This is a genomic window from Sphingomonas swuensis, assembly GCF_039538045.1.
Classification (GTDB): domain Bacteria; phylum Pseudomonadota; class Alphaproteobacteria; order Sphingomonadales; family Sphingomonadaceae; genus Sphingomicrobium; species Sphingomicrobium swuense.
This window is the reverse complement of record NZ_BAABBQ010000001.1, coordinates 292135-315282: the sequence shown is the minus strand read 5'-3', so window position 1 is coordinate 315282 and position 23148 is coordinate 292135. Positions and strand designations below refer to the sequence as shown.

24 protein-coding genes and 1 tRNA gene are annotated in these 23148 nt (G+C 69.6%); 9 read left to right on the top strand and 16 right to left on the bottom strand.

Annotated elements, in window-relative coordinates; genetic code table 11:
• A tRNA-Gly gene (locus tag ABD727_RS01650) sits at positions 1 to 75 on the bottom strand.
• Positions 76 to 236: 161 nt separating this feature from the next.
• Between ABD727_RS01650 and ABD727_RS01645 the strand changes: the two genes are divergently transcribed.
• A complete protein-coding gene (locus ABD727_RS01645; protein ID WP_344705648.1) occupies positions 237 to 1148 on the top strand; it encodes a tetratricopeptide repeat protein in 912 nt (303 codons plus the stop codon).
• Positions 1145 to 1786, top strand: a complete 642-nt coding sequence (locus tag ABD727_RS01640; protein ID WP_344705647.1) for an LON peptidase substrate-binding domain-containing protein — start codon at positions 1145 to 1147, stop codon at positions 1784 to 1786. The genes ABD727_RS01645 and ABD727_RS01640 overlap by 4 nt, the downstream gene beginning before the upstream one ends.
• Here ABD727_RS01640 and ABD727_RS01635 read toward each other — a convergent pair whose 3' ends face one another.
• Positions 1787 to 3010, bottom strand: coding sequence for an FAD-dependent monooxygenase (locus ABD727_RS01635; protein WP_344705646.1), 1224 nt, complete (start codon positions 3008 to 3010; stop codon positions 1787 to 1789).
• A 102-nt stretch (positions 3011 to 3112) separates the two neighbouring features.
• Between ABD727_RS01635 and ABD727_RS01630 the strand changes: the two genes are divergently transcribed.
• Positions 3113 to 5449: an FtsK/SpoIIIE family DNA translocase gene (locus tag ABD727_RS01630; protein ID WP_425566742.1), complete on the top strand. Its 2337-nt coding sequence runs from the start codon at positions 3113 to 3115 to the stop codon at positions 5447 to 5449.
• Between the two features lie 45 nt (positions 5450 to 5494).
• Here the strand turns inward: ABD727_RS01630 and ABD727_RS01625 are convergent, their stop codons facing one another.
• Together ABD727_RS01625 and ABD727_RS01620 are read right to left on the bottom strand one after the other, a co-directional pair.
• Positions 5495 to 6118, bottom strand: coding sequence for an SOUL family heme-binding protein (locus ABD727_RS01625; RefSeq protein ID WP_344705645.1), 624 nt, complete (start codon positions 6116 to 6118; stop codon positions 5495 to 5497).
• Positions 6119 to 6147: 29 nt separating this feature from the next.
• The gene (locus ABD727_RS01620; RefSeq protein WP_344705644.1) at positions 6148 to 7236 is read right to left on the bottom strand and encodes an alkene reductase; all 1089 of its coding nucleotides are present in this window, start codon (positions 7234 to 7236) and stop codon (positions 6148 to 6150) included.
• Between the two features lie 120 nt (positions 7237 to 7356).
• Between ABD727_RS01620 and ABD727_RS01615 the strand changes: the two genes are divergently transcribed.
• The 3 genes from ABD727_RS01615 to ABD727_RS01605 are packed head-to-tail and all read left to right on the top strand — an operon-like array spanning position 7357 to position 9775.
• Positions 7357 to 8241 carry a DMT family transporter gene (locus tag ABD727_RS01615; protein WP_344705643.1) on the top strand — a complete coding sequence of 295 codons (885 nt, stop codon included), beginning with the start codon at positions 7357 to 7359 and terminating at the stop codon, positions 8239 to 8241.
• The gene (locus ABD727_RS01610; protein ID WP_344705642.1) at positions 8238 to 8891 is read left to right on the top strand and encodes a COQ9 family protein; all 654 of its coding nucleotides are present in this window, start codon (positions 8238 to 8240) and stop codon (positions 8889 to 8891) included. The genes ABD727_RS01615 and ABD727_RS01610 overlap by 4 nt, the downstream gene beginning before the upstream one ends.
• 35 nt (positions 8892 to 8926) lie before the next feature.
• The gene (locus ABD727_RS01605; RefSeq protein WP_344705641.1) at positions 8927 to 9775 is read left to right on the top strand and encodes an oxygenase MpaB family protein; all 849 of its coding nucleotides are present in this window, start codon (positions 8927 to 8929) and stop codon (positions 9773 to 9775) included.
• Here ABD727_RS01605 and ABD727_RS01600 read toward each other — a convergent pair.
• Together ABD727_RS01600 and ABD727_RS01595 are read right to left on the bottom strand one after the other, a co-directional pair.
• On the bottom strand, positions 9772 to 11823 hold the full coding sequence (locus ABD727_RS01600; protein WP_344705640.1) for a S46 family peptidase: 2052 nt from the start codon (positions 11821 to 11823) through the stop codon (positions 9772 to 9774). The two genes, ABD727_RS01605 and ABD727_RS01600, sit on opposite strands and share 4 nt — an antisense overlap.
• Positions 11824 to 11947: 124 nt before the next feature.
• Entirely contained in the window at positions 11948 to 12571 is a 624-nt protein-coding gene (locus tag ABD727_RS01595; RefSeq protein WP_344705639.1) for an EF-hand domain-containing protein, read from the bottom strand.
• A gap of 122 nt (positions 12572 to 12693) precedes the next feature.
• Here ABD727_RS01595 and ABD727_RS01590 point away from each other — a divergent pair, with 122 nt between their 5' ends.
• The gene (locus tag ABD727_RS01590; protein WP_344705638.1) at positions 12694 to 14271 is read left to right on the top strand and encodes a hypothetical protein; all 1578 of its coding nucleotides are present in this window, start codon (positions 12694 to 12696) and stop codon (positions 14269 to 14271) included.
• Here the strand turns inward: ABD727_RS01590 and ABD727_RS01585 are convergent.
• The 3 genes from ABD727_RS01585 to ABD727_RS01575 are packed head-to-tail and all read right to left on the bottom strand — an operon-like array spanning position 14234 to position 16331.
• On the bottom strand, positions 14234 to 14968 hold the full coding sequence (locus ABD727_RS01585; RefSeq protein ID WP_344705637.1) for a class I SAM-dependent methyltransferase: 735 nt from the start codon (positions 14966 to 14968) through the stop codon (positions 14234 to 14236). The two genes, ABD727_RS01590 and ABD727_RS01585, sit on opposite strands and share 38 nt — an antisense overlap.
• Positions 14968 to 15918 (bottom strand): glycosyltransferase family 2 protein, encoded by a 951-nt coding sequence (locus tag ABD727_RS01580; RefSeq protein ID WP_344705636.1) that lies wholly within the window; start codon positions 15916 to 15918, stop codon positions 14968 to 14970. Before ABD727_RS01580 ends, ABD727_RS01585 begins: the two co-directional genes overlap by 1 nt.
• The gene (locus ABD727_RS01575; RefSeq protein WP_344705635.1) at positions 15915 to 16331 is read right to left on the bottom strand and encodes a GtrA family protein; all 417 of its coding nucleotides are present in this window, start codon (positions 16329 to 16331) and stop codon (positions 15915 to 15917) included. Before ABD727_RS01575 ends, ABD727_RS01580 begins: the two co-directional genes overlap by 4 nt.
• 64 nt (positions 16332 to 16395) lie before the next feature.
• On the opposite strand from ABD727_RS01575, the gene ABD727_RS01570 reads away from it, so the two are divergent.
• Positions 16396 to 18183: an AcrB/AcrD/AcrF family protein gene (locus tag ABD727_RS01570; protein WP_344705634.1), complete on the top strand. Its 1788-nt coding sequence runs from the start codon at positions 16396 to 16398 to the stop codon at positions 18181 to 18183.
• Positions 18184 to 18214: 31 nt separating this feature from the next.
• On the opposite strand, the gene ABD727_RS01565 is transcribed toward ABD727_RS01570, so the two are convergent.
• Genes ABD727_RS01565 through gluQRS form a run of 7 tightly spaced genes read right to left on the bottom strand, consistent with a single transcriptional unit; the run spans position 18215 to position 22361 of the window.
• Positions 18215 to 18847 carry a MarC family protein gene (locus tag ABD727_RS01565; RefSeq protein WP_344705633.1) on the bottom strand — a complete coding sequence of 211 codons (633 nt, stop codon included), beginning with the start codon at positions 18845 to 18847 and terminating at the stop codon, positions 18215 to 18217.
• Positions 18847 to 19482 (bottom strand): hypothetical protein, encoded by a 636-nt coding sequence (locus ABD727_RS01560; RefSeq protein ID WP_344705632.1) that lies wholly within the window; start codon positions 19480 to 19482, stop codon positions 18847 to 18849. Before ABD727_RS01560 ends, ABD727_RS01565 begins: the two co-directional genes overlap by 1 nt.
• Positions 19479 to 20372, bottom strand: a complete 894-nt coding sequence (folD, locus tag ABD727_RS01555; protein WP_344705631.1) for a bifunctional methylenetetrahydrofolate dehydrogenase/methenyltetrahydrofolate cyclohydrolase FolD — start codon at positions 20370 to 20372, stop codon at positions 19479 to 19481. Before folD ends, ABD727_RS01560 begins: the two co-directional genes overlap by 4 nt.
• A gap of 4 nt (positions 20373 to 20376) precedes the next feature.
• The gene (locus ABD727_RS01550; protein ID WP_344705630.1) at positions 20377 to 20682 is read right to left on the bottom strand and encodes a YggT family protein; all 306 of its coding nucleotides are present in this window, start codon (positions 20680 to 20682) and stop codon (positions 20377 to 20379) included.
• Between the two features lie 57 nt (positions 20683 to 20739).
• Positions 20740 to 21297, bottom strand: a complete 558-nt coding sequence (locus tag ABD727_RS01545; protein WP_344705629.1) for a cob(I)yrinic acid a,c-diamide adenosyltransferase — start codon at positions 21295 to 21297, stop codon at positions 20740 to 20742.
• 3 nt (positions 21298 to 21300) lie between these two features.
• The gene (locus tag ABD727_RS01540) at positions 21301 to 21510 is read right to left on the bottom strand and encodes an HIG1 domain-containing protein (RefSeq protein WP_344705628.1); all 210 of its coding nucleotides are present in this window, start codon (positions 21508 to 21510) and stop codon (positions 21301 to 21303) included.
• 11 nt (positions 21511 to 21521) lie between these two features.
• A complete protein-coding gene (gene gluQRS / locus ABD727_RS01535; protein ID WP_344705627.1) occupies positions 21522 to 22361 on the bottom strand; it encodes a tRNA glutamyl-Q(34) synthetase GluQRS in 840 nt (279 codons plus the stop codon).
• 170 nt (positions 22362 to 22531) lie between these two features.
• Between gluQRS and ABD727_RS01530 the strand changes: the two genes are divergently transcribed.
• Positions 22532 to 23098 carry an HNH endonuclease gene (locus ABD727_RS01530; RefSeq protein ID WP_344705626.1) on the top strand — a complete coding sequence of 189 codons (567 nt, stop codon included), beginning with the start codon at positions 22532 to 22534 and terminating at the stop codon, positions 23096 to 23098.
• Positions 23099 to 23148: the final 50 nt, after the last annotated feature.

Sequence of the window (23148 nt, the reverse complement as noted above, 5' to 3'; positions counted from 1 at the left end):
TGGAGCGGGCGAAGGGATTCGAACCCTCGACCCCAACCTTGGCAAGGTTGTGCTCTACCCCTGAGCTACGCCCGCTCTGGCGTTTGGAGGCGGTGGTGATCGCCTCGGGTCGCGGGCCATTAGCAACGGCTCGGGGGGCTGGCAACCCTCGTCTTGCCGCCCGCGCCTGTCACCCTTGGCGGAGCCGCGCCAGTGGCCCATATGGCCCTCCTACTCACAGAAGGACGATCCGCCACGTGGCCACACTGGGAATGAGCGCCGACGAGCGGCAAGCGATCCAGAGCTTTCAGGAGCGGGTGCTCCAGCCCTCGCTCGAGAATCTCGTCATCCTCGATTTCTGGGCGGAATGGTGCGGGCCGTGCAAGCAGCTCGGCCCGGTGCTCGAGAAGGTCGCCGAGGACTATGCCGACAAGGGCGTCCGGCTGGTCAAGGTCGACGTCGATCAGGAAAAGGTGATCGCCGCCCAGTTCCAGATCCGCTCGATTCCGACGGTCTACGCCATCTTCGGCGGCCAGCCGGTCGCCGACCTCACCAACTTCCGCAGCGAGGGGCAGATCAAGAAGGCGCTCGACCAGCTACTCGCGCAATTGCCGGTGAAGGGCGATGCGCAAGCGCTCCAGGCCGAGATCGCGCCGTTGGTGGAGATGGCGGAGAAAGTGCTGGCCGACGGCGATTCGGCTGGGGCCGAGAGCATCTTCCGCCAGCTCGCCGAGATGGACCCCGAGCATCCCGAGGTGGTCGGCGGACTTGCCCGGGCGCTGCTGGCGCAGGGACGCGCCGACGAGGCCCGCGAACTCCTCCAGAATATTCCGGCCGACAAGGCGGGTGACCCGGCGATCGCCCGGGCCCGGGCCGCGCTCGACGTCGCGGCGGCCGCCTCGCCCGAAGCGGATACGAGCGCCTTCGAGCAGCGGCTTGCCGCCAACGGCGACGACCATGAGGCCCGCTTCGAGCTGGCCGGCGCGCTGATGGCCTCGGGACGCCGCGACGAGGCCGCCGATCATCTGCTCGAAATCATCGGCCGCGAGCGTGGCTGGAACGAGGGTGCGGCGCGGACCCGCTTCCTCCAGCTGCTCGGGGCGGGCGGGCTCGAGGATCCCTGGGCCAAGGCGCAGCGCCGGCGCCTGTCGGCCCTGCTGTTCACGTGAGCAAGGCGCCCACCCGCCTTCCCCTGTTTCCGCTCGGCGGCGCGATCCTCTTCCCGCGCAGCCACCTGCCGCTGCACGTGTTCGAGCCGCGCTACCGGCAGATGGTTGAGGACGCGGTCGCGGGCGACGGCAAGATCGGGATGATCCAGCCGCGCGCCGAGCCCGACGACGGGCTCGGCCAGCCCGAGCTTTATCGGGTCGGCTGCATCGGCGAGATCGTCGGTCTCGAGGAGCTTGGCGACGGGCGCTACAATGTCGTCCTCCAGGGCACGACCCGCTTCCGGCTGATCGCCGAGGCCGATGTCGGCACCCCCTATCGGCAGGCTGACGTCGTGCCGTCGGGCGAGGACGAGGCGGAGCCCGACGCGCTTGCCTCGATCCTCCGTGCCGCAGTCGAGCAGGAAGCCCGGCTGCTCGGCGACGCGATGGGCCTGACGGTCGACTGGCACGCGGTCGAGCGGCTCGACGACGAGATGCTGGTCAACGCGATCAGCCAGGTGGCGCCGTTCGATCCGGGCGCCAAGCAGGCGCTGCTCGAATGCGCGGTGCTCGCCGAGCGGGCGCAGCTGCTGATCCAGCTGATGCAGTTCCTCCGCGCGGCGCATGGCGGCGGGGACCTCAGCCCCCGCCTGCAATAGTCAGATCGCCTCGCCGAGCAGCAGCCGCGGAAGATCACCGTCGTTGCCGCGCGCGGCGGCATTGAGCCGGTCCTTGACCGGGCCGAGCCGGTCGATCGCCGCCATTCCGAAGCGCCGGATCGCCGATGCCGCGCGCCCGGGGACGCCGTAGAGGCGGGTCAGGCCGTCGGTCGCCAATGCTACACTGAACGCGTCGAGCGCACGCCAACGCTGATAGCGCGCGAGCAGCTGCGGATCGCCAAGGTCGAGCCCCAGCCGGGCGCCCTCGACCAGCACTTCGGCCAGTGCGGCGGCGTCGCGGAAGCCGAGGTTGACCCCCTGCCCCGCGATCGGATGAATGGCGTGCGCCGCATCGCCGATCAGCGCCAGCCGCCGGTCGGTGATCCGGACCGCATGGTGGAAGCCGAGCGGATAGGAGGAGCGCTCGGTCAACAGGCGGATCTCGCCGAGGAACCCGCCCATCGCCGCCCTCGCCTCGGCCGCGAAGCCGGCATCGTCGAGCTTGAGCAGCCCGGCTGCCTGCCGAGTCTCCGCCGACCACACGATCGCCGAGCGATGGGTGCCGTCGGCAAGGTCGTTCATCGGAAGCAGCGCGAACGGGCCCGTGGGATAGAAGATCTCGTAGGCGACATGCTCGTGCGGCCGCTCATGGGCGAGCGTGCCGACGATCGCCATGTGGTCGTAGGACCAGCGGGCCATGCGGATCCCTGCGGCCTCGCGGCTCGGCGAGCGACGTCCCTCGGCCCCGACCAGGATCGGCGCGCGCAGTTCCTCGCCACCATCGAGACGGATCGTCACTCCATGCTCGTCGCGGATGACCTGGCTGGTACGGCTTTGCCAATGGAGCCGGATGTTGGCGCCCGCCTCGGCCCGCTCGAGGAGCGCCGAGCGGAGCAGCCGGTTCTCGTGCATGACCCCGAGCGGCTCGCCGTCGGCGCCCGGCTCGAAGGTCAGCCCGCCCGCGCCGAGCCCGTCGCTGACCCTGATCGCCTCGATCGGGCAGCCCGGCGCGCCGAGGCGGTCGAGTACGCCGAGGGTGCGCATCATCCGCATGCTCGACGAGGAAACGGCGGTGGTCCGGCCGTCGGGGGCAAGCGCGCGCGGATCGGCCGGATCGACCACCGCCACGCGCAGCCCGGCACTGTCGAGCGCGGCGGCGAGTGTCAGTCCGACTAGTCCCCCGCCAAGGATGATGACGTCCGGGGAATGGGCTGCCTGTGTCATGGAAGACGCATGTAGGGCCTCGCGTCACGTCCGTCATCCTTGACCATGGACTCCCCCGGCAGGCAATATGACGCCAGTTTCGAAGAGGGTGGGAAAGCTAAGATGGCGACGGCAGCAGCGCGCGGACGCGCGGACCGGCGGGAGCTGGAGCCGGACTGGCGCGACCGGATGGGCGACGCGGCGCGCGCGCTCACCGTTCGGCTCGCCGGAACGCTCCTGCTGGCGCTCGCGGCGGCGATGACGGTCGCCCTCATCACCTACGAGACGACCGATCCGAGCTGGAACACCGCCGCCGGCGGTCCGGCCGCCAACTGGCTCGGCCTTCCCGGCGCCTATGCCAGCGACTTGCTGCTGTTCCTGTTCGGCCCGGGCGGAGTGGTGCTGCTGCCGGTGCTCGCGCTCGCCGGAATCCGGCTGCTCGGCGGCCAGCATGCCGGCCGGCTCGGCCGTGCGCTGGCGGTTTCCGCCGCCGGTGCCTGGCTGATCGGGATGGCGCTCGGCCTCACCGCCAACAGCGCCGTGTCGGGTCTGCCGGGAGGCTGGGGCGGAGTCCTTGGCTTCACCGGCGCGACCGGCTGGAACGCGCTTATCGGCCTCATCCCGGAGCCCGCCATTGCCGGTCCGGCGCGGATCGCGCTGATTCTCCTGCTCGGCCTCGGCGGGCTTCTCCTGGCGTTCCTCGCGCTTGCCCTCCGGCCCGAGGAGAAGGCGTTCGTCACCGAGCGGCTGAAGCGCGTGCCCGAGCGCGTGCCCGCCCCGCGCCGCACCGCGGCGGAGGCGAGCGAGCCGCGCGGAGTCGCGCCGCCGAAGAACCGGCCCAACGTCGCCGTGTCCGAGCCGACCCGCTCGATCGCACCCGCCGCCGCAGCGCCGCCGGGCAAGAAGAAGGGCGCGGGACAGCAGCAGCAGAGCCTCGCGCTCGGCGACAGCTACGCGCTTCCCCCGCACGACCTGCTCGCCCCGCCAACCGAGGCCGGGCGCAACCAGATCGACCGTGCCGGGCTCGAGCGCAACGCGCGGCTGCTCGAAAGCGTGCTCGAGGACTTCCACGTCCGCGGCGACATCGTCGAGGTCCGTCCGGGCCCGGTGGTGACCATGTACGAACTCGAGCCCGCAAGCGGGATCAAGGCCAGCCGGGTGATCCAGCTCGCCGACGACATCGCCCGCAACATGTCGGCCCTCTCGGCCCGCGTCGCGACCATTCCCGGCCGCAGCGTGATCGGGATCGAGCTGCCCAACCCCAAGCGCGAGAGCGTCGCGCTGCGCGAACTCATCGCCAGCCAGGCCTTCGACGACCAGGCGATGAGCCTGCCGCTGATCCTCGGCAAGAACATCGCCGGCGATCCGGTCATCGCCGACCTCGCGCCCATGCCGCACCTGCTGGTCGCGGGCACCACGGGTTCGGGCAAGTCGGTCGGGCTCAACTGCATGATCCTCTCGCTCCTCTACCGGATGGGTCCGGACCAGTGCCGGATGATCATGATCGATCCCAAGATGCTCGAACTCAGCATCTACGACGGCATTCCGCACCTCCTCTCCCCGGTCGTGACCGAGCCGCCCAAGGCGATCCGTGCCTTGAAGTGGGCGGTCGAGCAGATGGAGGAGCGCTATCGGATGATGGCCAGCCTCGGGGTCCGCGCGCTCAAGAGCTTCAACGAGAAGGTGCTCGAAGCCAAGGCCCGCGGCACCAAGCTCGGGCGCAAGGTCCAGACCGGCTACGACGCCGACAGCGGGCAGCCGGTCTACGAGACCGAGGAGCTCGACTATGAGGTGCTGCCGCAGATCGTGGTGGTGGTCGACGAGCTCGCCGACCTGATGATGACCGCCGGCAAGGAGGTCGAGTTCCTGATCCAGCGGCTGGCGCAGAAGGCGCGCGCGGCGGGCATCCACCTGATCATGGCCACCCAGCGGCCGAGCGTCGACGTCATCACCGGCGTCATCAAGGCCAATCTTCCGACCCGCATCAGCTTCCAGGTCACCAGCAAGATCGACAGCCGGACCATCCTCGGCGAGCAGGGTGCCGAGCAGCTGCTCGGCAAGGGCGACATGCTCTACATGCCCGGCGGCAAGCAGATCCTGCGCGTCCATGGGCCCTTCGTCAGCGACGAGGAAGTGCGGCTGGTCGCGGACCATTGGCGCAAGCAGGGTACGCCCGACTATATCAGCGCGGTGACCGAGGAGCCCGAGGACGGCGGCTTCGCGCTCGACGGCGCCCCCGAGGGCAACGACAATCCCGAGGATGCGCTCTACCGCAAGGCGCTTCAGATCGTCGCCGAGAGCCAGAAGGCCTCGACCAGCTACGTCCAGCGCCAGCTGCGGGTCGGCTACAACAGCGCGGCGCGGCTGATCGAGCGGATGGAGAAGGAAGGCAAGGTCGGCCAGCCCGACCATGTCGGCCGCCGCGAAGTGCTGATGGACACCGACGGCCATCCACTGTGAGCCTGACGCCGCCGCCGCAAAGGCGGCGGCGCGGCTCATGAGCGATCAGGCCAGCGTCAGCAGCACCTCGTTGCGGCGCAGCGGGGGCGGAATCATCGGGGAGTTGTAGAAGGCGAATTCGGGCTGCGCCTTGCTGCACTCCTCGCCGTGCCGCGCGAGCCAGCCCCGAAGCCGGTCCTCGGCAGCCTTCAGGCGGTCATCATGCGCGGTGCCGTGGAAGGTCGCGGCGCCAACCCGCCGGGCGGAAAGCGGGACCAGCGTGATCCCGGCCGGCGGCTCGGGCAGGTCGTGGCCCTCGGGCATGACGAAGCGGACCCGCCAGCCGCCCTCGACCTCGTCGTCGAACATCGGCGGATCGCTCTCCATCGGATTGCCGCCGTCCTGCAGGACCGGCACCGTCATCGGCAGTTTCTCGCCCGAACGCGACTTGGCGAAGATATAGTCGGCGAGGATTTGGAAGCCGTCGTTCAGCGCCTCCTTGCGCGGACCCGCGACCACCGTCTCGGCGACGGTGATCGCCGGATAGCTGCGGATCTGAAGGTCGCCGTCGCTGACCAGGACCCGATAGTCGGGCCCGGGGGTCGCCTTCTCGCGCAGCACATAGGCCACGCCGAGACCGACCAGGGTCGCCGCGGTGACCGCTCCGGCGGCCTTCCAGTTCACTCGCATCGTTGCTGTCTCCATGGCCTGACAAAGGTTCAGGCGGCCGCCTGTTCCTCGGCCTCCGGATAATCGGTGTATCCTTCCGGACCCGCCGAATAGAAGGTCGCGACATCGGGGGTGGCGAGCCCGTGCCCGGCGCGCAGCCGCTCGACGAGGTCGGGATTGGCGATGAACGGACGCCCGAAGCTGATCGCATCGGCGATGCCCTCGTCGATCCGGGTCGGTGCGGTCTCGCCGTCATAATCGCTGTTGAGGATGATCCCGCCCTTGAAATGCGGCCGGATGAAGGGGCTGACCGCGGGGACATCGGTGGGCGAGAAGGTCGACTGCGGCCCGGGCTCGCGCAGTTCGAGGCCGGCGATCCCGAGCTCGCCGAGCATCCGCCCCGCGGCGGTGAACAGCGCTTTTGAATCGCTGTCGTCGCAGCCCTGGACGAGGCCGATCGGGCTCAGACGGACGAAGGTCCGTCCGGTCCCCGCCTCCGAGATCAGCGCCTCGGTCGCTTCCCTGAGCAGGCGCAGCCGGTTGTCAATCGAGCCGCCATAATCGTCGTCGCGATGGTTGGTACCGTCCCGCAGGAACTGGTCGACGAGATAGCCATTGGCGCCGTGCAGCTCGACCCCGTCGAAGCCGGCCCGGAGCGCATTGCGGGTGGCAAGGGCATAGTCGCCGAGGACCCGCGCGATGTCATCCGCGGTGAGCGCGCGCGCTTCCTCATAGGGCTGCTTGCCGTCGTAGGTGTGGACCTTGCCCGGCGCGGTGCTCACGCTCGCCGAGACCGGCTGCATGCCCGTGACGCTCGAATGGACCAGCCGGCCCATGTGCCACAGCTGGGCGATGATCTTGCCGCCCGCGCGGTGCACCGCCTCGGTCACCGGCTTCCAGCCCTCGACCTGCTCCTCGGTCCACAGTCCCGGGGCATTGGGCCAGCCGAGGCCCTCGCGGCTGATCCCGGTGCCTTCCGAGATGATCATCCCGGCCGAAGCGCGCTGCTCGTAATAGGTCCTGACCGTGTCGGTCGGGATTCCAAGCGGGCCCGAGCGGCCGCGGGTGAGCGGGGCCATGACGATTCGATTGGCGAGGGTCAGGTCGCCGAAGGTGACGGGGTCGAACAATGAGGGCATGAAATTTCCTGCGAACTGGGGGCGAGCACGTGGCCATAGATAGGCCGACACCCCCGCTCATCAATCGGTCGGCCGTCCGCGAGGGTGGAATATCGGGCGTCTGCCCCTAGGAGAGAGCGGGTGTCCGCTGTCCCGCCTCGCGCCTTTGCCGCCCTCCTGATCGGCAATGCCGCGCTCGCCTTCGGGCCGTGGATGGTCCGGCTGAGCGACGTCGGACCGAGCGCCGCGGGCTTCTGGAGGCTCGCGCTCGCACTCCCCTTCCTGCTGGTCCTCGCCCGGGTCATGCGGCAGCCCGCCCACTGGCCCGGTACCGCCGCCGCCGGGGTGATCGGCGGCGCGGCCTTCTTCTTCGCCGCCGACCTTGCCGCCTGGCATGCCGGGATCCACCTCACCAAGCTCGGCAACGCCACCCTGTTCGGCAACATCGCCAGCTTCGCCTTCGCCGCCTGGGGGCTGTGGCTGGCCCGCTCGCTCCCGACGAGGCTCCAGGCGACCGCGCTGCTGCTCGCGGCGGGAGGCTCGGCGCTGCTGATGGCGGGAAGCGCCGAGCTCAGCCCGCGCTATCTCCACGGCGACCTCCTCGCCCTGCTCGCCGGGCTGCTCTACGCCGGCTACCTGATCGCCATCGAGCGGGTCCGGGGCACCCTCCAGCCGCTCCCGGTGCTGATCCTCGCAAGCGCCTTCGGGGCAGCGATGCTGCTGCCCTTCGCAGCCGTCACCGGCGAGACCATATGGCCGACCGACTGGACCGCGCTCCTCCTGCTCGCGCTCGGCAGCCAGGTCGTCGGCCAGGGCTGCCTCGTCTACGCGCTCGGCCAGGTGCCGCCGCTGGTGGTCGGCCTCGCCCTCCTCACCCAGCCGGTCATCTCCGCCGCGATCGGCTGGCTTGCCTATGGCGAAGGCATGACGTCACTCGACCTTGCCGGGGCGGTCGCCATCGGGCTTGCGCTGGTGCTGGTCCGCTTGCCTGCCCGCCCGGCAACGCCCACATCATCGCCATCATGACCGACCAGCCCGACTCGCCCCTTTCCGCCATCCGCCTCCAGCTTGCCCTGCCACTGGGCGAGAATGCCGCGTTCGACGGCTGGACCGCCGCCGCGGTGGAAGCGACCGCGCTGGCCGAGGGGGTCGACCCCGAACTCGCCGCTCTGGCCATGCCCAAGGGCGCGGTCGGGCTGATCGACCTCTATGGCGAGGGCGTCGACCGGGCGCTGGCCGAACGACTCCCGGCGGACCGGCTCGCCGCGATGAAGATCCGCGAGCGCATCCGCAGCCTTGTGTGGGAGCGGATCCGGATCCAGGAGCCCGCCCGCGAGGCGATCCGCCGGGCGCTCGCGATCCTCGCCATGCCGCAGAACCTGCCGTCCGGGGCGCGCCTCTCGTGGCGCAGCGCCGACGTCATGTGGCGGCTCGCGGGCGACACGGCGACCGACTACAATCACTACAGCAAGCGCGCGATCCTCTCGGCGGTCTACGGCTCCACCCTGCTCGCCTGGCTCCAGGACGAGAGCGAGGGCTCGGCCGATACCGCCGCCTTCCTCGACCGCCGGATCGACGAGGTCATGCGCTTCGAGAAATGGAAGGCCGGCATCGGCAAGTCCGAGCGGCCGAGCCTGACCCGTTTCCTCGGCCGGCTGCGCTATCCTGCGCATTGAGCGGCTCGCAGCCGCCGCTGGCGCGTTGACCTGCGATGACTGACTCCGGACCGGCCGAGCAGCTGCGCCAGGCGATCGCCGGCGGGGTGATCGGCTTCTTCAACGATTCCAACAAGGGACAGCGGCCGATCGTCCGCTCGCCCGACGCCTTGTGCCCGCCCGGCGGGGTCGCCTGGCGGGTCCATGGCGACGTTGCCGGGATGATGGTCGGAGGCGCCGCGGCGCTGTTGTGGCAGATGCTCCACCCCAAGGCACTCGCCGGGGTTTGGGACCATTCGGACTTCCAGCGCAACATGCACGGGCGGCTGCGCAACACCGCCCGGTTCATCGCGGTCACCACCTATGGCGCCCGCGCCGACGCCGAGGCGGCGATCGCCCGGGTGCGCGGCATCCACGACCATGTGAACGGGACGCTCGAGGACGGCACGCCCTACGATGCCAACGATCCCCGCCTGCTCGCCTTCGTCCACCTTGCCGGATCGGCGATGTTCCTTGCCGGCTACCGGCGCTTCGTCGAGCCGGGGATGGGCCTCGACGACCGCGACCGCTACTGGGACGAGGTGGCGGTGATCGGTGACCTCCTCGGTGCCGACCCACTCCCGCGGAGCGAGGCCGAGGCCGAGGCGCTTGCCCGCGCCTTTCTGCTCGAACTGCGCTCGGACGAGCGATCGCGCCGGGTGCGCGACATCATCCTCAACGCCCCACCAGAAAAGCTCCGGCTGCTGCCGCTTCAGAAGCTGCTGATGCGGGCGGCGATCGACCTCCTTCCGCCCAACGTCCGCCGCCTTCACGGGCTGCGGTCGTCGGCGCTTGCGAAGCCCGCGACGACCGCAGCCACCTTCGGCCTTGCCTCGACCCTTCGCTGGGCGCTCCGGCCGGCCTAGCGGCGCCGGCCGCGAAGCTCGGCGACGAGGTTGGGCGCCGGGTAGATCTTCTCCAGCGCTTCCTGCACCGCCGCGGTCGAGACCACCACGGTACGGTTGAGCGTTCCGTCGTAGCCGTAGTTGCCGCCGAGGCTGTGGATGTTGCCGTCGAACGCCGCGCCGATCACCGTTCCCGCCTTGTCGATCACCGGCGAGCCCGAGTTGCCGCCGATGATGTCGTTGGTGGTGACGAAGTCGTAGGTGACGTTCTTGTCGATCCGCGCCTGGTTGGCGACGAACGCCTTGGGCAGGTCGAACGGCTCGGCACCGGTCGCGCGGTCGAAGGTCCCGCCGAGCACGGTTCGGGTCGGGACCGGGCGACCGGCTTCGGTCCAGCCCTGGACCTTGCCGTAGCTGATCCGAAGCGTGAAGGTCGCGTCCGGATAGTTGCTGTCGCCATAGGCCGCGAAACGGGCATCGGCGAGCTTGGCGCGGGCCGAGATCAGCGGCGCATCCACCTCGGCGTCGTAGCGCTTCTGCAAGGCACGGGCGTTGGCGTCGATGCTGCGGGCATAGACGATCAGCGGATCGGTCGAGGCGGCCACGGCCGCCGCGCCGCCGTCCCACAGCGCCTTGCGGACCGACGCGTCGCCGAGCCTGGTCCCGGACACCAGCCGGGCCGACAGGGCCTCGGGCGACTCGCGGCCGAGCAGGAGCTTGGTCTGCGGATGGTCGGCACCGAGATATTCGCGCGCCTTGGACAGCGACCATTCCATCCGCAGCTGCTCGATCCACGGAGTGATCGGACGTTCGTCGGTGACGCTCTTCTCGAGCAGCGGGAGGGCCGAGGTCGAGAAGCCCGGAAGGCGCTCGGCGTCGGGCTTCTGCCGCTCCGAAGCGGCACGGACCAGCGCGAGCGCATAGCCGAACAGCTGGCTCGACGGGGTGGCGAAGCTGCGCTCGATATGGCTGTTGCGCTGCGCGACCGTGGCGGCGCTGATCGCCGACCAGGGATCGCCGATCGCCGCATTGCCGGCGCTGCGCCGCTTGAGGTCGGCCTCGGCCGCGGCGAGGCGCGCGGTGAAGGCCGGGTCGTTGAGCGCCTTGACGCGCCCGATCGTGACCTTGAGGCCATTCTCCAGCCCCGACAGCGTCTCGGCGCCTTCGCGCGCCTTCTCGGGGCTTTCCTTCATCGCCGAGATCAGGCGCCCGCGCAGCTCCGACTGGGTGGTCAGGCTGATCGGCAGCGCCACCTCGCGCTGGAAGGCGAGCTGGTCCATCGTCAGCAGCCGCTGGGTCGAGCCGGGGTTGCCGACGACGAAGGTCGCCTCGCCGTCCTGCGGCGCGCGCGGGTTCCACTTGAGGAAGGCCGGGGTCGTGACCGGCTTGCCATTCTCGTAGGCGCGCAGGAAGCTCGCATCCATCGAGTAGCGCGGGAAGTTGAAGTTGTCGGGGTCGCCACCGAACTGCGCGGCCTGCGCCTCGGGCGCCCAGACCAGCCGAACGTCGCTATACTTGCGATAGGTGTAGAGCTTGTACTGGCCGCCGCCATAGAGGCTGACGACTTGGCAGCGGGTGGTCGCCTTGTCGGTGCAGCCCTCGGCCTCGAGCCTCGCTGCCGCGGCGTTGCGGGCGGCGACTGCCGCGGCGCCGCTGGCGGTGCCGATCGCGCCCTTCACTGCCGCCGTGACGTCACGGATCGAGGTCACGACCTCGGCCTGCTGGCCGGCGCACTTCTTCTCCTCGCCGGGCGTCCGGGCCGTGAAGCCGGTGACCAGGATGTTGTTGCTGCCGGTCGAATTCTCCTCGACGCAGGTGGCGACGCAATGGTGGTTGGTGAGGATCAGCCCCATGTCCGAGACGAAGCTTGCCGAGCAGCCGCCGGTCAGCCGCACCGCGGCGGCGCGGGTCTTGTCGAGCCAGGCCTGGTCGGGCGCCCAGCCATAGGCCTGCTTCATCCGCGCGGCGGGGAAGGCGTCGAAGGTCCACATGCCCTCGTCGGCCCGGGCGACCCCCGGAAGCATGACGGCGAGCGCAGCAGTGGCAAACAGACCGGACTTGAGACGCATGTGGCGGTTCCTCGAAGGTGAATAGGTCGGGCACGGGATTAGCGCCCCGCCCGAAAAGAAAAAGGGGCCTCGACAGCGATGCTGCCGGGCCCCTTCCTCATGGTTCGCGCGCGTGGCGGAAAGATCAGCCGCGAAGCTGGCCCTGCCGCTGCTGGCGAAGCAACTGGCGCGACTGCTGCCGCTCCTCGCGGGTGACCTGGCCGTCGCGGTTGCGGTCGGCCTGATCGAAGCGGCGGAGCGCCGCGGTCTCGGCTTCCTGAAGCGTGATCCGCTGGTCGTTGTTGGTGTCGGCCATGCGGAGCATCGCCCCGCCCATCCGGCCGCGCATCGCCATCCGGTCGCCGCCGCGCATCCGCTCGCCACCGCGCATCCGCTCGCCGCCGGCACGATGCTGGCCGCGGAGCGCTTCGGCCCGGGCCCATTCGTCGCGGCTGATGACGTTGTCGCGATTGGCGTCGAGCCGCTCGAACATCTGCCCGCGGCGCGCCGGATCGGCCTGCCGCATGCGCTGGCCCTGCGCCATCCTGGGGCCCCTGGCCTTGCCGCGAAGGCTCTGCGCCTCGTCGCGGGTGATCGACCCGTCGCGGTTGGCGTCGACCCGCCCGAACATGGTGCGGACCCGCTGGACCACCTCGGTCCGGGTCTGGACGCCGTCACCCTGCCCGGGCGCTCGCGGAGCCGGTGCCATCTGGGCAGCGGCGGCGGTCGCGGTCAGCAGGAGGGCAGAACCAATGGCTAGCTTCTTCATCTGCAGTCTCCAATCGTCTCGTGGAGGAAGCCTTAGAGGCGATCAGATGAGCCGAGATTGAATGAGCGGCGCATGAACGAGGGTGACAGTGTGCGCGGTTGGTGCAAGGGCATTGTCCCGAGATGATCCCGCCCGCCGCTCCCCCGACTGCCCCCGGTCAGCCCCGGCCCTGGTGGGAAAGCCGCGCTTTCGTGGTGGCGATGGTGCTGCTGGCCGCGGTGCCGTTGCTCTATCCGCCGATCCCCCCGCTGGTCGATCTCCTCGGGCACATGGGGCGCTACCGGGTCGAGCTCGACATCGGCACCTCGCCCTTTCTCAAGACCTATTACGCCTTCCGCTGGTCGGTGATGGGCAATCTCGGGGTCGACCTGCTCGTCTGGCCGCTCGGCAAGCTGATCGGGCTCGAGCCGGCGGTGAAGCTGATCGTCATCGCCATCCCGATGATGACCGTCGCGGGCATGCTGTGGGTCGCACGCGAGGTTCACCACCGGCTGCCGCCGACGGTGATGTTCGCGCTCCCCTTCGCCTACGGCCACCACTTCCTGTTCGGCTTCGTCAACTATGCGCTGAGCGTCGCGCTGGCGCTGCTCGCCTTCGGGCTGTGGCTCCGGCTCGGCCGGCTGCGCAAGTACCGGCTCCGCGCGGCGCTGTTCGTGCCCATCTCCTTCCTCGTCTGGACCTGCCACACCTTCGGCTGGGGGATGCTCGGCCTGCTCGCCTTCTCGGCCGATGCCGTGCGCAACCACGACGAGGGCCGCGGCTGGCTCCGCTCGGCGTTCCGGGCCGCCCTCCATGCCGCCGTCCTCAGCCTCCCGATCCTGCTGATGCTCGCCTGGCGCGAAGGCGGGGGCGGGATCACCACCGACTGGTTCAACTGGCGCAACAAGTGGTTCTCGGTTCACACCGTGCTGCGCGACCGCTGGCGCGAATGGGACCTTGTCAGCTTCGCACTGACCGCGATCATGCTGCTGTTCGCGATCGTCCACCCGCGGCTGACACTGTCGCGGATGCTGACCTTCACCGCGCTGGTCCTGCTCGCCGCCTTCGCCCTGCTTCCGCGGCTGATCTTCGGCTCGGCCTATGCCGACATGCGGCTGATGCCCTTCGTGGTCGCCTTTTTCCTGCTGGCGATCCGCTTCCGCCGCGAGACCGACTATCGGCTTGCGCGGGTGCTCGCGGTGGTCGCCCTGACCTTCCTCCTCGCCCGCACCGCGAGCGTCACCGCGAGCCTCGCGATCGCCGCCGACGACCAGCGCGAGAAGCTCGCCGCGCTCGACAAGGTGCCGATGGGCGCGCGGGTCCTGAGCCTGGTCGGGGTGCAATGCCGCGACCGCGGCTGGGCGCTGTGGCGCAACGGGCATATCGGCGGGATGACGATCGTCCGCCGCGAGGGACTGACCAACAACCACTGGGAAAATCCCGGCGCGCAGCTGCTCGTCAACGTATACGAGCCGGCCGGGCGCTTCCGCTACGATCCCTCGCAGCTGGTGCGCGATCCCCGGTGCCGTCTGGCGCTGCCGCGTCCGGTCAACGTCTCGCTCGCCAACTTCCCGCGCGAAGCCTTCGACTATGTCTGGCTGGTCGATCCGCCGGCGTTCAACCCGCGCCTGCTCGGCGATGCCGAGCTGATCCACCAGGGTCGCGGAGTCTATCTCTTCCGGCTCAGGCCGCCGGCCGCCGAAGCACCGCCACGAGGCTGACCCCGAACGGCAGCGGGAGCTTGCCGACGAGATGCTTCTCCAGTCCGAAGATGCCCTGGAAGAGCTTGTTAACGGCAGCGCCGGGCATGGCGTCGTCGGCGCTCTCGCGGCCGGTCAGCTTGCCGAGCAGCCGGACCGCGGCGATCGGCGGGAACAGCAGGGTGTTGAAGGGGCTGAGCAGGGAGACCTCATAGCCGGTCTCGCGGGCAAGGGTCGCGACCTCCTGCTTGGTGTAGCGGCGGTGATGATGGTGCGCGGCATCGTGCGCGGTCCACATCCACTTGTTGATCGGGACAGTCACCAGCAGCGCGCCGCCGGGCTTCAGCATGCGCAGGATCGCCGTAAGCGCGCCGCGGTCGTCCTCGACATGCTCGAGCACGTCGAGGAGCGCGATGAGGTCGAAGCCCGAACCGAGCTGGTCCGCAAGCCCAGGAAGCGCCCCGTCATGGACCGGCTTGCCGAGCCGCTGCGCCGCCAGCCGGCGTGCCTCGGGGTCGAGCTCGGCCGCCTCGACGTCGCCGAACTTCTGCAGCATCGCCAGATTGTGGCCGGTGCCGCAGCCGATCTCGAGGATCCTTGCCGGACGCGGCGGCCGTACCTCGCGGGCGATCAGCTCGGCCAGGATCTCGCGCCGGGCGACATACCACCAGTGCGCTGAATCAAGTTCCGCCATACGGTCGAACACGGCCCGGTCCATCAGTCTTTGTCTCCAAGCCGCTCACGCACGACATACAGGGGTCGACCCTTGGCCTCGACCAGGATCCGCCCGACATATTCACCAAGGATGCCGAGGCTCAGCAGCTGGAGGCCGCCGAGGAACAGCACCGCCACCAGCATGCTGGCGTAGCCGGGGACGCTGATCCCGAACAGCAGCGTCTTGACGACAATGTAGATGGCGTAGCCGAACGCCAGCAGGGCGACCGCGCCCCCCAGGTACGACCAGACCCTGAGCGGGACCGTCGAGGCCGAGGTGATCCCGTCGATCGCGAAGGTCCACAGCTTCCAGTAGTTGAACTTGGTGGTGCCGACCTCGCGCGGGACCCGCCGATACTCGACGCTCGACTGGCGGAAGCCGGCCCAGGCGAACAGGCCCTTCATGAAGCGGTTGCGCTCGGGCATCTGGCGGATCACCTCGACGACCTTGCGGTCGAGCAGGCGGAAATCGCCGGCATGCTCGGGAATCTTGTCGCTCGAGAGCCAGTTGTGCGCGCGATAGTAGAAGTCGGCGGTGATCCGCTTGGGCAGGCTATCGGATTCGCGATTGGTGCGGACGCCGTAGACGATCTCGAAGCCGTCGCGCCACTTGGCGAGCATCTCGGCAAGCACCTCGGGCGGGTCCTGCAGGTCGACGTCCATCGGCACCACGGCTTGTCCGAGGGCATGGTCGATCCCCGCCGACAGAGCCGCTTCCTTGCCGAAGTTGCGCGACAGGCTGAGCGCCTTGATCCGCGGGTCGGCGGAATGCGCGTCGCGAAGCACGGCGAGGCTCCTGTCGGTGCTGCCGTCGTCGATGAACAGCATTTCCCAGCTTCGGGAGGCGGGGTCGGACAGGCCGTCGAGCACCGCGCGCACCCGCGCGATGCAGATCGGGATGGCGTCTTCCTCGTCCTTCACCGGAACGATGATGCTGAGGACCGGCCCCGTCACGCGTAGACCCACCGGCGATGCAGGACGAAGGTCAGCCACGGAGTCACCAGGATGAAGGGAAGGATCGGCCACCAGGTCGGACCGCCGAAATGCTTGACCAGCAGCCATACCCAAAATTGATTGGCGACAAAGCCAATAATGTTGACGATGAAGAAGCGCGCCACCCGGACATGCTGCCGGTCGCGCTCGCCATGGCCGGCGAAGCTGAAGGCGCCGTGCGCGAAGTAGCTGATGCCCGAGAAGATGACGAACACGATCCCGAGCGCGAGATTGGGATCCATCCCCGTCAGCTCGGTCACCAGCCAGTAGGCCGCCGAGAAGGCGAGAGTGATAGCGACGCCTGCGACGGCATAGCGGATCGCCTGGATGAGGACGGCCCGGCGGTCGGGGTCTGAAACGAGTGCGGCGAGCATTGCCCTTGCCCTCTAGCGACGAGTGCCTAGAGCGGCAAACGACTTGAGGGCGGGAGACTGAGGCTTGGCCGAGCGGCTGTTGGCGTGGACGGAGCGGCACTGGCGACTGGCCGTGCTGCTGATCTGGCTTTGTGCATGCGCCGTCTTCCTGTGGCAACGCTGGGGCCAGATCCAAGCGTTCGGCCTGTCCGACACCGACGACAATCTGCGGATCGCGCAGGTCCGCGCCTGGCTCCACGGGCAGAGCTGGTACGACCTGCGCCAGTACCGCTTCGACCCGGCGTTCGGCGGCGCCAACATCCACTGGAGCCGGATCGTCGACCTTCCAATCGCGGCGCTGATCACGGTCGGGCGCTGGTTCATGAGCGGCGCCGCGGCCGAGAAGATGGCGGTCGCGGTCGCGCCGATGCTTCCCTATCTCGTGCTGCTCGGCGCGCTCACCGTCACGGCCCGCCGCCTGGTCGGTCCGGGCGCTTTCGTCGCGGCCCTCCTCGCCCTCTATTTCGCCGGCTCGACCAACGGCATGTTCATGCCGACCCGGATCGACCATCACGGCTGGCAGCTGGCGATGCTCGCGCTGGTCATCGCCGGGCTGGCCGATCCCGACCGTCGCCGCGGCGGTCTCACCACCGGCCTCGCCGCTGCCTTCAGCCTGTCGATCGGGCTCGAGATGCTGATCTACATCGCGCTTGCCGCCGCCGCGCAGGTGCTGATGTGGGTCGCCGATCCTCGCCAGCGCGAGCGCATCGCGACCTTCGGCATCGGTCTCGCCGGGGGCTGCTCGCTCGGCTTCCTCCTGTTCGCGAGCAACGCCAACTGGCTGGCGGTGTGCGACGCGCTGTCGCCGGTCTGGCTGTCCGACGCGCTCGTCGGCGGCGCCCTGCTGGTCCTGCTCGCCTGGAAAAGCCCGAAGCAATGGCCGGCGCGGCTTGCGCTTGCGGCGGCCGCGGGACTGGTCGTCGCCGGCTTCCACGCGCTCGCCTGGCCGCACTGCCTCAGCCGCCTCGAAGGCGTGTCGCCCGAGGTCGAGCGCTTGTGGCTGAGCAACGTCCGCGAGGCGCGGCCGATCACCCGGCACCCCTGGCGAACCGCGCTTGCGATCGGCAGCCTGCCCGCGGTCGGCCTCCTCGGCTGGCTGCTGCTGATCTGGCATCGCCGGCGTGATCCCGAGCGGCTTCCCGCGACGGTGGCCGTGGGCATGGTCGCGGCGACCGCCTTCGCCCTGCTCTTCTGGCAGACCCGCGCAGGACCCGCCGCGCAGCTGCTCGGCACCATCGGCTGCGCCGCGCTGGTCACGACCCTGCTCCCTTACGTCTGGAACCACCGCAACAGCTTCGTCACCGTGCTCGGCAGCACGGCGGTGATCCTGCTTGGAAGCGGGGCCGCGGTCCCTGTCGCGATGCGCTTCATCCACGATCCCGAGGTCAAACCGCTGACCGAGCGCGACAAGCTCAACAACCGCGCCAACCGGCTCTGCCCGACCATGTGGGCGATGCGGCCCGTCGCGATGCAGCCGAAGGGCAATGTCTTCACCTTCATCGACCTCGGGCCGCGGCTGATCGCGGTCACCCACCACAGCGCGCTCGGCGGGCCCTATCACCGCAATGGCCAGGCGATCGCCGACAGCATGAACGCTTTCCGCGGCTCGCCCGAGCAGGCGCGAGCGCTGATCCTCAAGCACCGCAGCGACTATCTGCTGGTCTGTCCGCACATGAACCAGGCGACCGTCTTCCGCGCGGCCGCTCCCAAGGGCTTCTACGCCCAGCTCGAGAATGGCGCGTCCTTCCCGTGGCTGCAGCCGATCGACCTCGGCAAGGACAGCCCGCTCAAGATGTGGCGGGTGGTGCGCTAGGCCGCCCGGCCGGGAACGTCCTTGTCGTCGCTTAGCCCGCCAGGCCGGGAAGCGAGCGCTCGAGCCCGTCGAGCACGAACTGGACCGCGAGCGCGGCGAGGATCACGCCGAGGATCCGGGTGATCATCGCCTCGAGCTTGGCCCCGATCAGCCGCATCAGCGGACCCGCCGCGAGCAGGGCGAGGAGCGTCAGGACGATGACGCTGGTCATCGCGCCGAGCACCACAAGCTGTTCGACCGTGCCGTCGGCGCGGCCCGACAGGAGCATGATCGAGGCGATCGAGCCGGGGCCCGCGATCATCGGGATGGCCATCGGGAAGACCGAGATGTCGTCGGCCTCGGGCGTGCCCTCGATTTCCCGCGCCCGCTCCTCGCGCCGCTCGGTGCGCTTCTCGAACACCATGTCGAGCGCGATCATGAACAGCATGATCCCGCCCGCCAGCCGAAAGGCCGAGAGGCTGATCCCGAGCGTGCTCAGCAGCGGCTCGCCGAACAAAGCGAAGAAGGTCAGGATGCACCAGGCGACCAGTGCCGAGCGGATCGCCATCCGCCGCCGATGCGCCGCCTCGGTGCCCTTGGTCAGGCCGGCGAAGATCGGCGCACAGCCCGGCGGATCGATGATCACTGCAAGCGTGATGAAGGCCGAGGTGAACAGCTCGATCATCAGCGCGGGCGTACCGTCTCGTCGACCACCGGCTCAAAGCGGCGGCCGGTCCACAGTTGGACCCGCGAGTGGCGGATGCCGTCGGCGGCGACGGTCCAGTTGAATAGGAGCGTTCCATCGGCCGAGCGGCTGTAGCCGCTGTCGCCCGGCGCGGCGGCGCGGTTGGCTGGGTTGGCGTAGGAGGCGGCGATCTGGCGCCGGCGAAGCTGCGGATTCTGGCAGCTCGCCCGGCGCACCGTGACCCGCGACGTCATGGCCGCCGGACGTGCTGCCGGGCTGCCGCCATCGATGGTCCAGCGCCACTGGCCCGAGGGCTGCCGCATCCACAGCGTCAGGAAGCGCCCGCCGCCGGCCTTGCCTGCCATTCGATAGGGTCCGCTGTTGACCGCCGTCCGACCGTCGCACGAGGTCCAGCTCCGGTCGGGCCACCAGCGGACCGACGCGGGAGGATCGCGGCGGCCTGCCAGATATTGCTGAGCCCACACCGCCTGCGGATCGAACATCACCGCGGTCGGGTCGGCCCACTTGCGAAAGGCGGTCCACTGGCCGAGGCGGCGGGCATCGGCGGCGAAGGCGCGCTCGGCATCGACCGCGCTCACCGGCGCCGCCGCGGCGAGGAGAAGAGTGAGGATCACAGTCCCTCCGGGGCTTGGAGGCCGGCGCGGCGGTGCGCGGCGACGAGGGTGTTGCGGAGCAGCATGGCGATGGTCATCGGACCGACCCCGCCCGGCACCGGGGTAATCGCGCCGGCGACCTCGGTTGCTTCGGCGAAGGCGACGTCGCCAACCAGGCGGGTCTTGCCGGGCTCGTTCGCGGGAACCCGGTTGATGCCGACATCGATGACGCAGGCACCGGGCTTGATCCAGTCGCCCCGCACCATCTCCGGGCGGCCGACCGCGGCGACGAGGATGCCGGCGCTGCGGCAGACCTCGGGAAGGTCGCGGGTCCGGCTGTGAGCGATTGTGACGGTGCAGCTCTCCGACAGGAGCAGCATGGCCATCGGCTTGCCGACGATGTTCGAGCGGCCGATCACCACCGCGTGGCGACCCGAGAGGTCACCGAGCGTGGCCTTCAACAGGTGGAGGCAGCCGAGCGGGGTGCACGGCACCAGCGCCGCCGGATCGCCAACCGCGAGCCGGCCGGCGTTGACCACATGGAAGCCGTCGACGTCCTTGTCGGGATCGATCGCGGAGATCACCAGTGCGGCATCCATCTGCGATGGAAGCGGCAGCTGGACAAGAATCCCGTCCACCGCCGGATCGGCGTTCAGCCGCTCGATCAGCGCCAGCAGCTCGGCCTGCGACGTGTCGGCGGGAAGCGCGTGGTGGAGGCTCTCCATTCCCGCCTCGGCGGTCGCCGATCGCTTGGAGCGGATGTAGACCGCGCTCGCCGGATCCTCGCCGACCAGTACGGTGGCAAGCGCCGCGGGGCGGCCGGTCGAGGCGCGGAAGAAGCCCGCGACATGCGCCAGCCGCTCGCGGAGGCTCGCCGCCGCCGCCTTGCCGTCGATCAGCGTCGCCGCCATCCGCTCAGGCCGAATAGGTGACGACGAGGGAGCGGAGATAGTTGAAGATCGGCCCCGTGATGATCTGGATGAGGATGATCACCACCAGCGGCGACAGGTCGAGGCCGCCGAAGTCCGGGAGGATCCGCCGGATCGGCCGGTAGAGCGGCGACATCAGCCGGTCGAGCGCCATCACGAAGCCGGCCATTCCGCCGCGCATGTTGATGACGTTGAAGGCGACCAGCCAGCTCAGGACGGCCTGGAGGATGATCAGCCACATGACAGCCGTCAGGATGATCGTGGCGATGTCGAGCAGCATGAGGAAGAACATGCGATGCTCCCTAGCGGTCCGGCCGGATTGCTTCAACTCGGGCCGGAGCGCCTCCGCTCACGTCCGCGTCGCCCCCGGCTGCCACAGGAGGTCGCCGCCCTCCTCGTTCGCGACGTGGCGGGCCATGACGAACAGATGGTCCGACAGCCGATTTAGATAGGCCAGCGCGGCGGGATTGAGCGCCTCCTCATCGCCGAGCGCGACGGTCCAGCGCTCGGCCCGGCGGACGGTGGCGCGGGCGAGGTGCAGCGCCGCTACCGCGGTCGACCCGCCCGGCAGGACGAAGCTGGTCAGCGGGGCGAGGTCGGCATTCATCGCGTCGATCTCGCTCTCGAGCCGCTCGACCTGGCTTGGCAGGATGCGCAGTGCGCCCTCCATCTCGCCCGGCGTGGCGAGATCGGCACCGAGATCGAACAGTTCGTTCTGGATCCGGCGGAGCATGCTGCCCCGCTCACCCTCGACCGACGTCGCGGCAAGCCCGACGGCGCTGTTCGCCTCGTCGACCTCGCCGATCGCGTGCATCCGGGCCGAGGCCTTGCTGACCCGGCTCCCGTCGACCAGCCCCGACTGGCCCGCGTCACCCGTGCGCGTGTAGATCTTGTTGAGCTTGACCAAGGTTCAGCGGCCGCCGCCGCTGCCGGCAAGCACCAGGATGATCGCCGCGATGAAGATGGCGATGCCCTGGTAGAGGACGCGCTTGCGCATCCACTGCTGCTGCTGTTCCTGGTTGCCGACCTTGCCCGAGGCCATGGCCATGACCCCGCGCACGAGGACGTAGGCGGTCAGGCCCATGAAGACGACGAGCAGGATGATGAGTGGTGCGGTCATGATCGTCCTATCTAGTCGCTCGACAGCCGGAAACCAGTAGGCAGGAGGCCCGTAGCAAGCTGCCGCGCGAGCACCGGTCCGTCCACCCCGGCTTCGCGCATCGCTGCCAGCGTCGGGGCCTGGTCGCGCTTGGCCAGGCGGCGCCCGTCCTCGTGCGTGACCAGTGGATGATGGAGGTAGGTCGGCTCGGGCAGGCCGAGCAGTTGCTGGAGCAGTCGCTGGACGGGGGTCGAGGGCCTCAGGTCCTCGCCGCGCACCACCAGCGTCACGCCGCTTGCGGCATCGTCGACCACGCAGGCGAGATGGTAGGAGGAGGGCGCGTCCTTGCGGGCGAGGATGGCATCGCCGATCTGCGACGGGTCGGCGGGGAAGGTCCGGCCGTCCTGCTCGGTCCACCCCGGCGTCCCGCCCGCGACGGTAATTGCCCGCGCCGCGTCGAGCCGCCAGCTGTGCGGCACCGCGGCGCGGCGCTCGGGATCGTCGGGCAGCCCGCGGCAACTGCCCGGATAGCCGCTCCCCGCGTCTCCGTGCGGCGCGGTCAGCGAGGCGGCGATGTCCGCGCGGGTGCAGAAGCAGGGATAGACCAGCCCGGCGGCCCGCAACCGGTCGAGCGCCGCGGCGTAGAGCTGCGTCCGCGACGACTGGACCAGCGGCTCCCCATCAGGCTCGAGCCCGAGCCAGTCGAGGTCCTCCATGATCCCCTCGACATGCTCGGGCCGGGCCCGCCCGGGATCGAGATCCTCGATCCGCAGCAGCCAGCGCTCGCCCAGCCTTCGCCCGAGCACCGCGCTATAGGCATGGCCGAGGTGAAGCCGCCCCGTCGGCGACGGCGCGAAGCGGGTCGTCGTCATGGCCGCAAAGGCCCTTGACCCGGCACCGGCAAGTTGCGATTCATCGTCGTGTCACATCGGCTTGGCATCCGGTGGGCACAAGGGAAGCGGCCGAAAACGGTCTCTCCTCCTTGCGTGCGACGAGGCCGGAGGGGCGCGTTCGGCAGGACCGAACGGAGACCTGAGCGCTCGTGTATCATCCCGATGTCATCCGCCACCCCGACAGCTGTCCGGCGCTGGTGCTCAATGCCGACTATACCCCACTCTCTTATTATCCCCTGAGCCTGTGGCCGTGGCAAACCGCGATCAAGGCGATGTTCCTCGAGCGGGTCGACGTCATCGCCCATTATGACCGCGAGGTTCATAGCCCCAACCATACACTCAAGCTGCCGAGCGTCATCGCGCTTCGCCAGTTCGTCCGGCCGAGCGAGAACCCGGCCTTTACCCGGTTCAACCTGTTCCTCCGCGACCGCTTCCGCTGCGTCTATTGCGGCAGCCACCGCGAGCTGACCTTCGACCATGTCATCCCGCGCGCCCAGGGCGGCCGGACGACGTGGGAGAATGTCGCCACCGCCTGCGCCCCATGCAACCTCCGCAAGGGCGGACGGACTCCGCGCCAGGCGGGCATGAGCATCGCCCACTGGCCCGAGCGGCCGACCAGCTGGCAGTTGCAGGACCATGGCCGGGCCTTCCCGCCGGGCTATCTCCACGAGAGCTGGCGCGACTATCTCTACTGGGATGTCGAGCTCGAGGCCTGAGCGCGACGGCAATCCTAACGAAGCGTTAACCATTCGCTCCCACATTGGAG

Coding starts and splice junctions, on each gene's coding strand:
- ABD727_RS01635 (WP_344705646.1), bottom strand. CDS start 3,010: ATGACACAGGCAGCCCATTCCCCGGACGTCATCATCCTTGGCGGGGGA.
- ABD727_RS01630 (WP_425566742.1), top strand. CDS start 3,113: ATGGCGACGGCAGCAGCGCGCGGACGCGCGGACCGGCGGGAGCTGGAG.
- ABD727_RS01625 (WP_344705645.1), bottom strand. CDS start 6,118: ATGCGAGTGAACTGGAAGGCCGCCGGAGCGGTCACCGCGGCGACCCTG.
- ABD727_RS01620 (WP_344705644.1), bottom strand. CDS start 7,236: ATGCCCTCATTGTTCGACCCCGTCACCTTCGGCGACCTGACCCTCGCC.
- ABD727_RS01610 (WP_344705642.1), top strand. CDS start 8,238: ATGACCGACCAGCCCGACTCGCCCCTTTCCGCCATCCGCCTCCAGCTT.
- ABD727_RS01605 (WP_344705641.1), top strand. CDS start 8,927: ATGACTGACTCCGGACCGGCCGAGCAGCTGCGCCAGGCGATCGCCGGC.
- ABD727_RS01600 (WP_344705640.1), bottom strand. CDS start 11,823: ATGCGTCTCAAGTCCGGTCTGTTTGCCACTGCTGCGCTCGCCGTCATG.
- ABD727_RS01595 (WP_344705639.1), bottom strand. CDS start 12,571: ATGAAGAAGCTAGCCATTGGTTCTGCCCTCCTGCTGACCGCGACCGCC.
- ABD727_RS01590 (WP_344705638.1), top strand. CDS start 12,694: ATGATCCCGCCCGCCGCTCCCCCGACTGCCCCCGGTCAGCCCCGGCCC.
- ABD727_RS01585 (WP_344705637.1), bottom strand. CDS start 14,968: ATGGACCGGGCCGTGTTCGACCGTATGGCGGAACTTGATTCAGCGCAC.
- ABD727_RS01575 (WP_344705635.1), bottom strand. CDS start 16,331: ATGCTCGCCGCACTCGTTTCAGACCCCGACCGCCGGGCCGTCCTCATC.
- ABD727_RS01565 (WP_344705633.1), bottom strand. CDS start 18,847: ATGATCGAGCTGTTCACCTCGGCCTTCATCACGCTTGCAGTGATCATC.
- folD (WP_344705631.1), bottom strand. CDS start 20,372: ATGGCGGCGACGCTGATCGACGGCAAGGCGGCGGCGGCGAGCCTCCGC.
- ABD727_RS01550 (WP_344705630.1), bottom strand. CDS start 20,682: ATGTTCTTCCTCATGCTGCTCGACATCGCCACGATCATCCTGACGGCT.
- ABD727_RS01540 (WP_344705628.1), bottom strand. CDS start 21,510: ATGACCGCACCACTCATCATCCTGCTCGTCGTCTTCATGGGCCTGACC.
- gluQRS (WP_344705627.1), bottom strand. CDS start 22,361: ATGACGACGACCCGCTTCGCGCCGTCGCCGACGGGGCGGCTTCACCTC.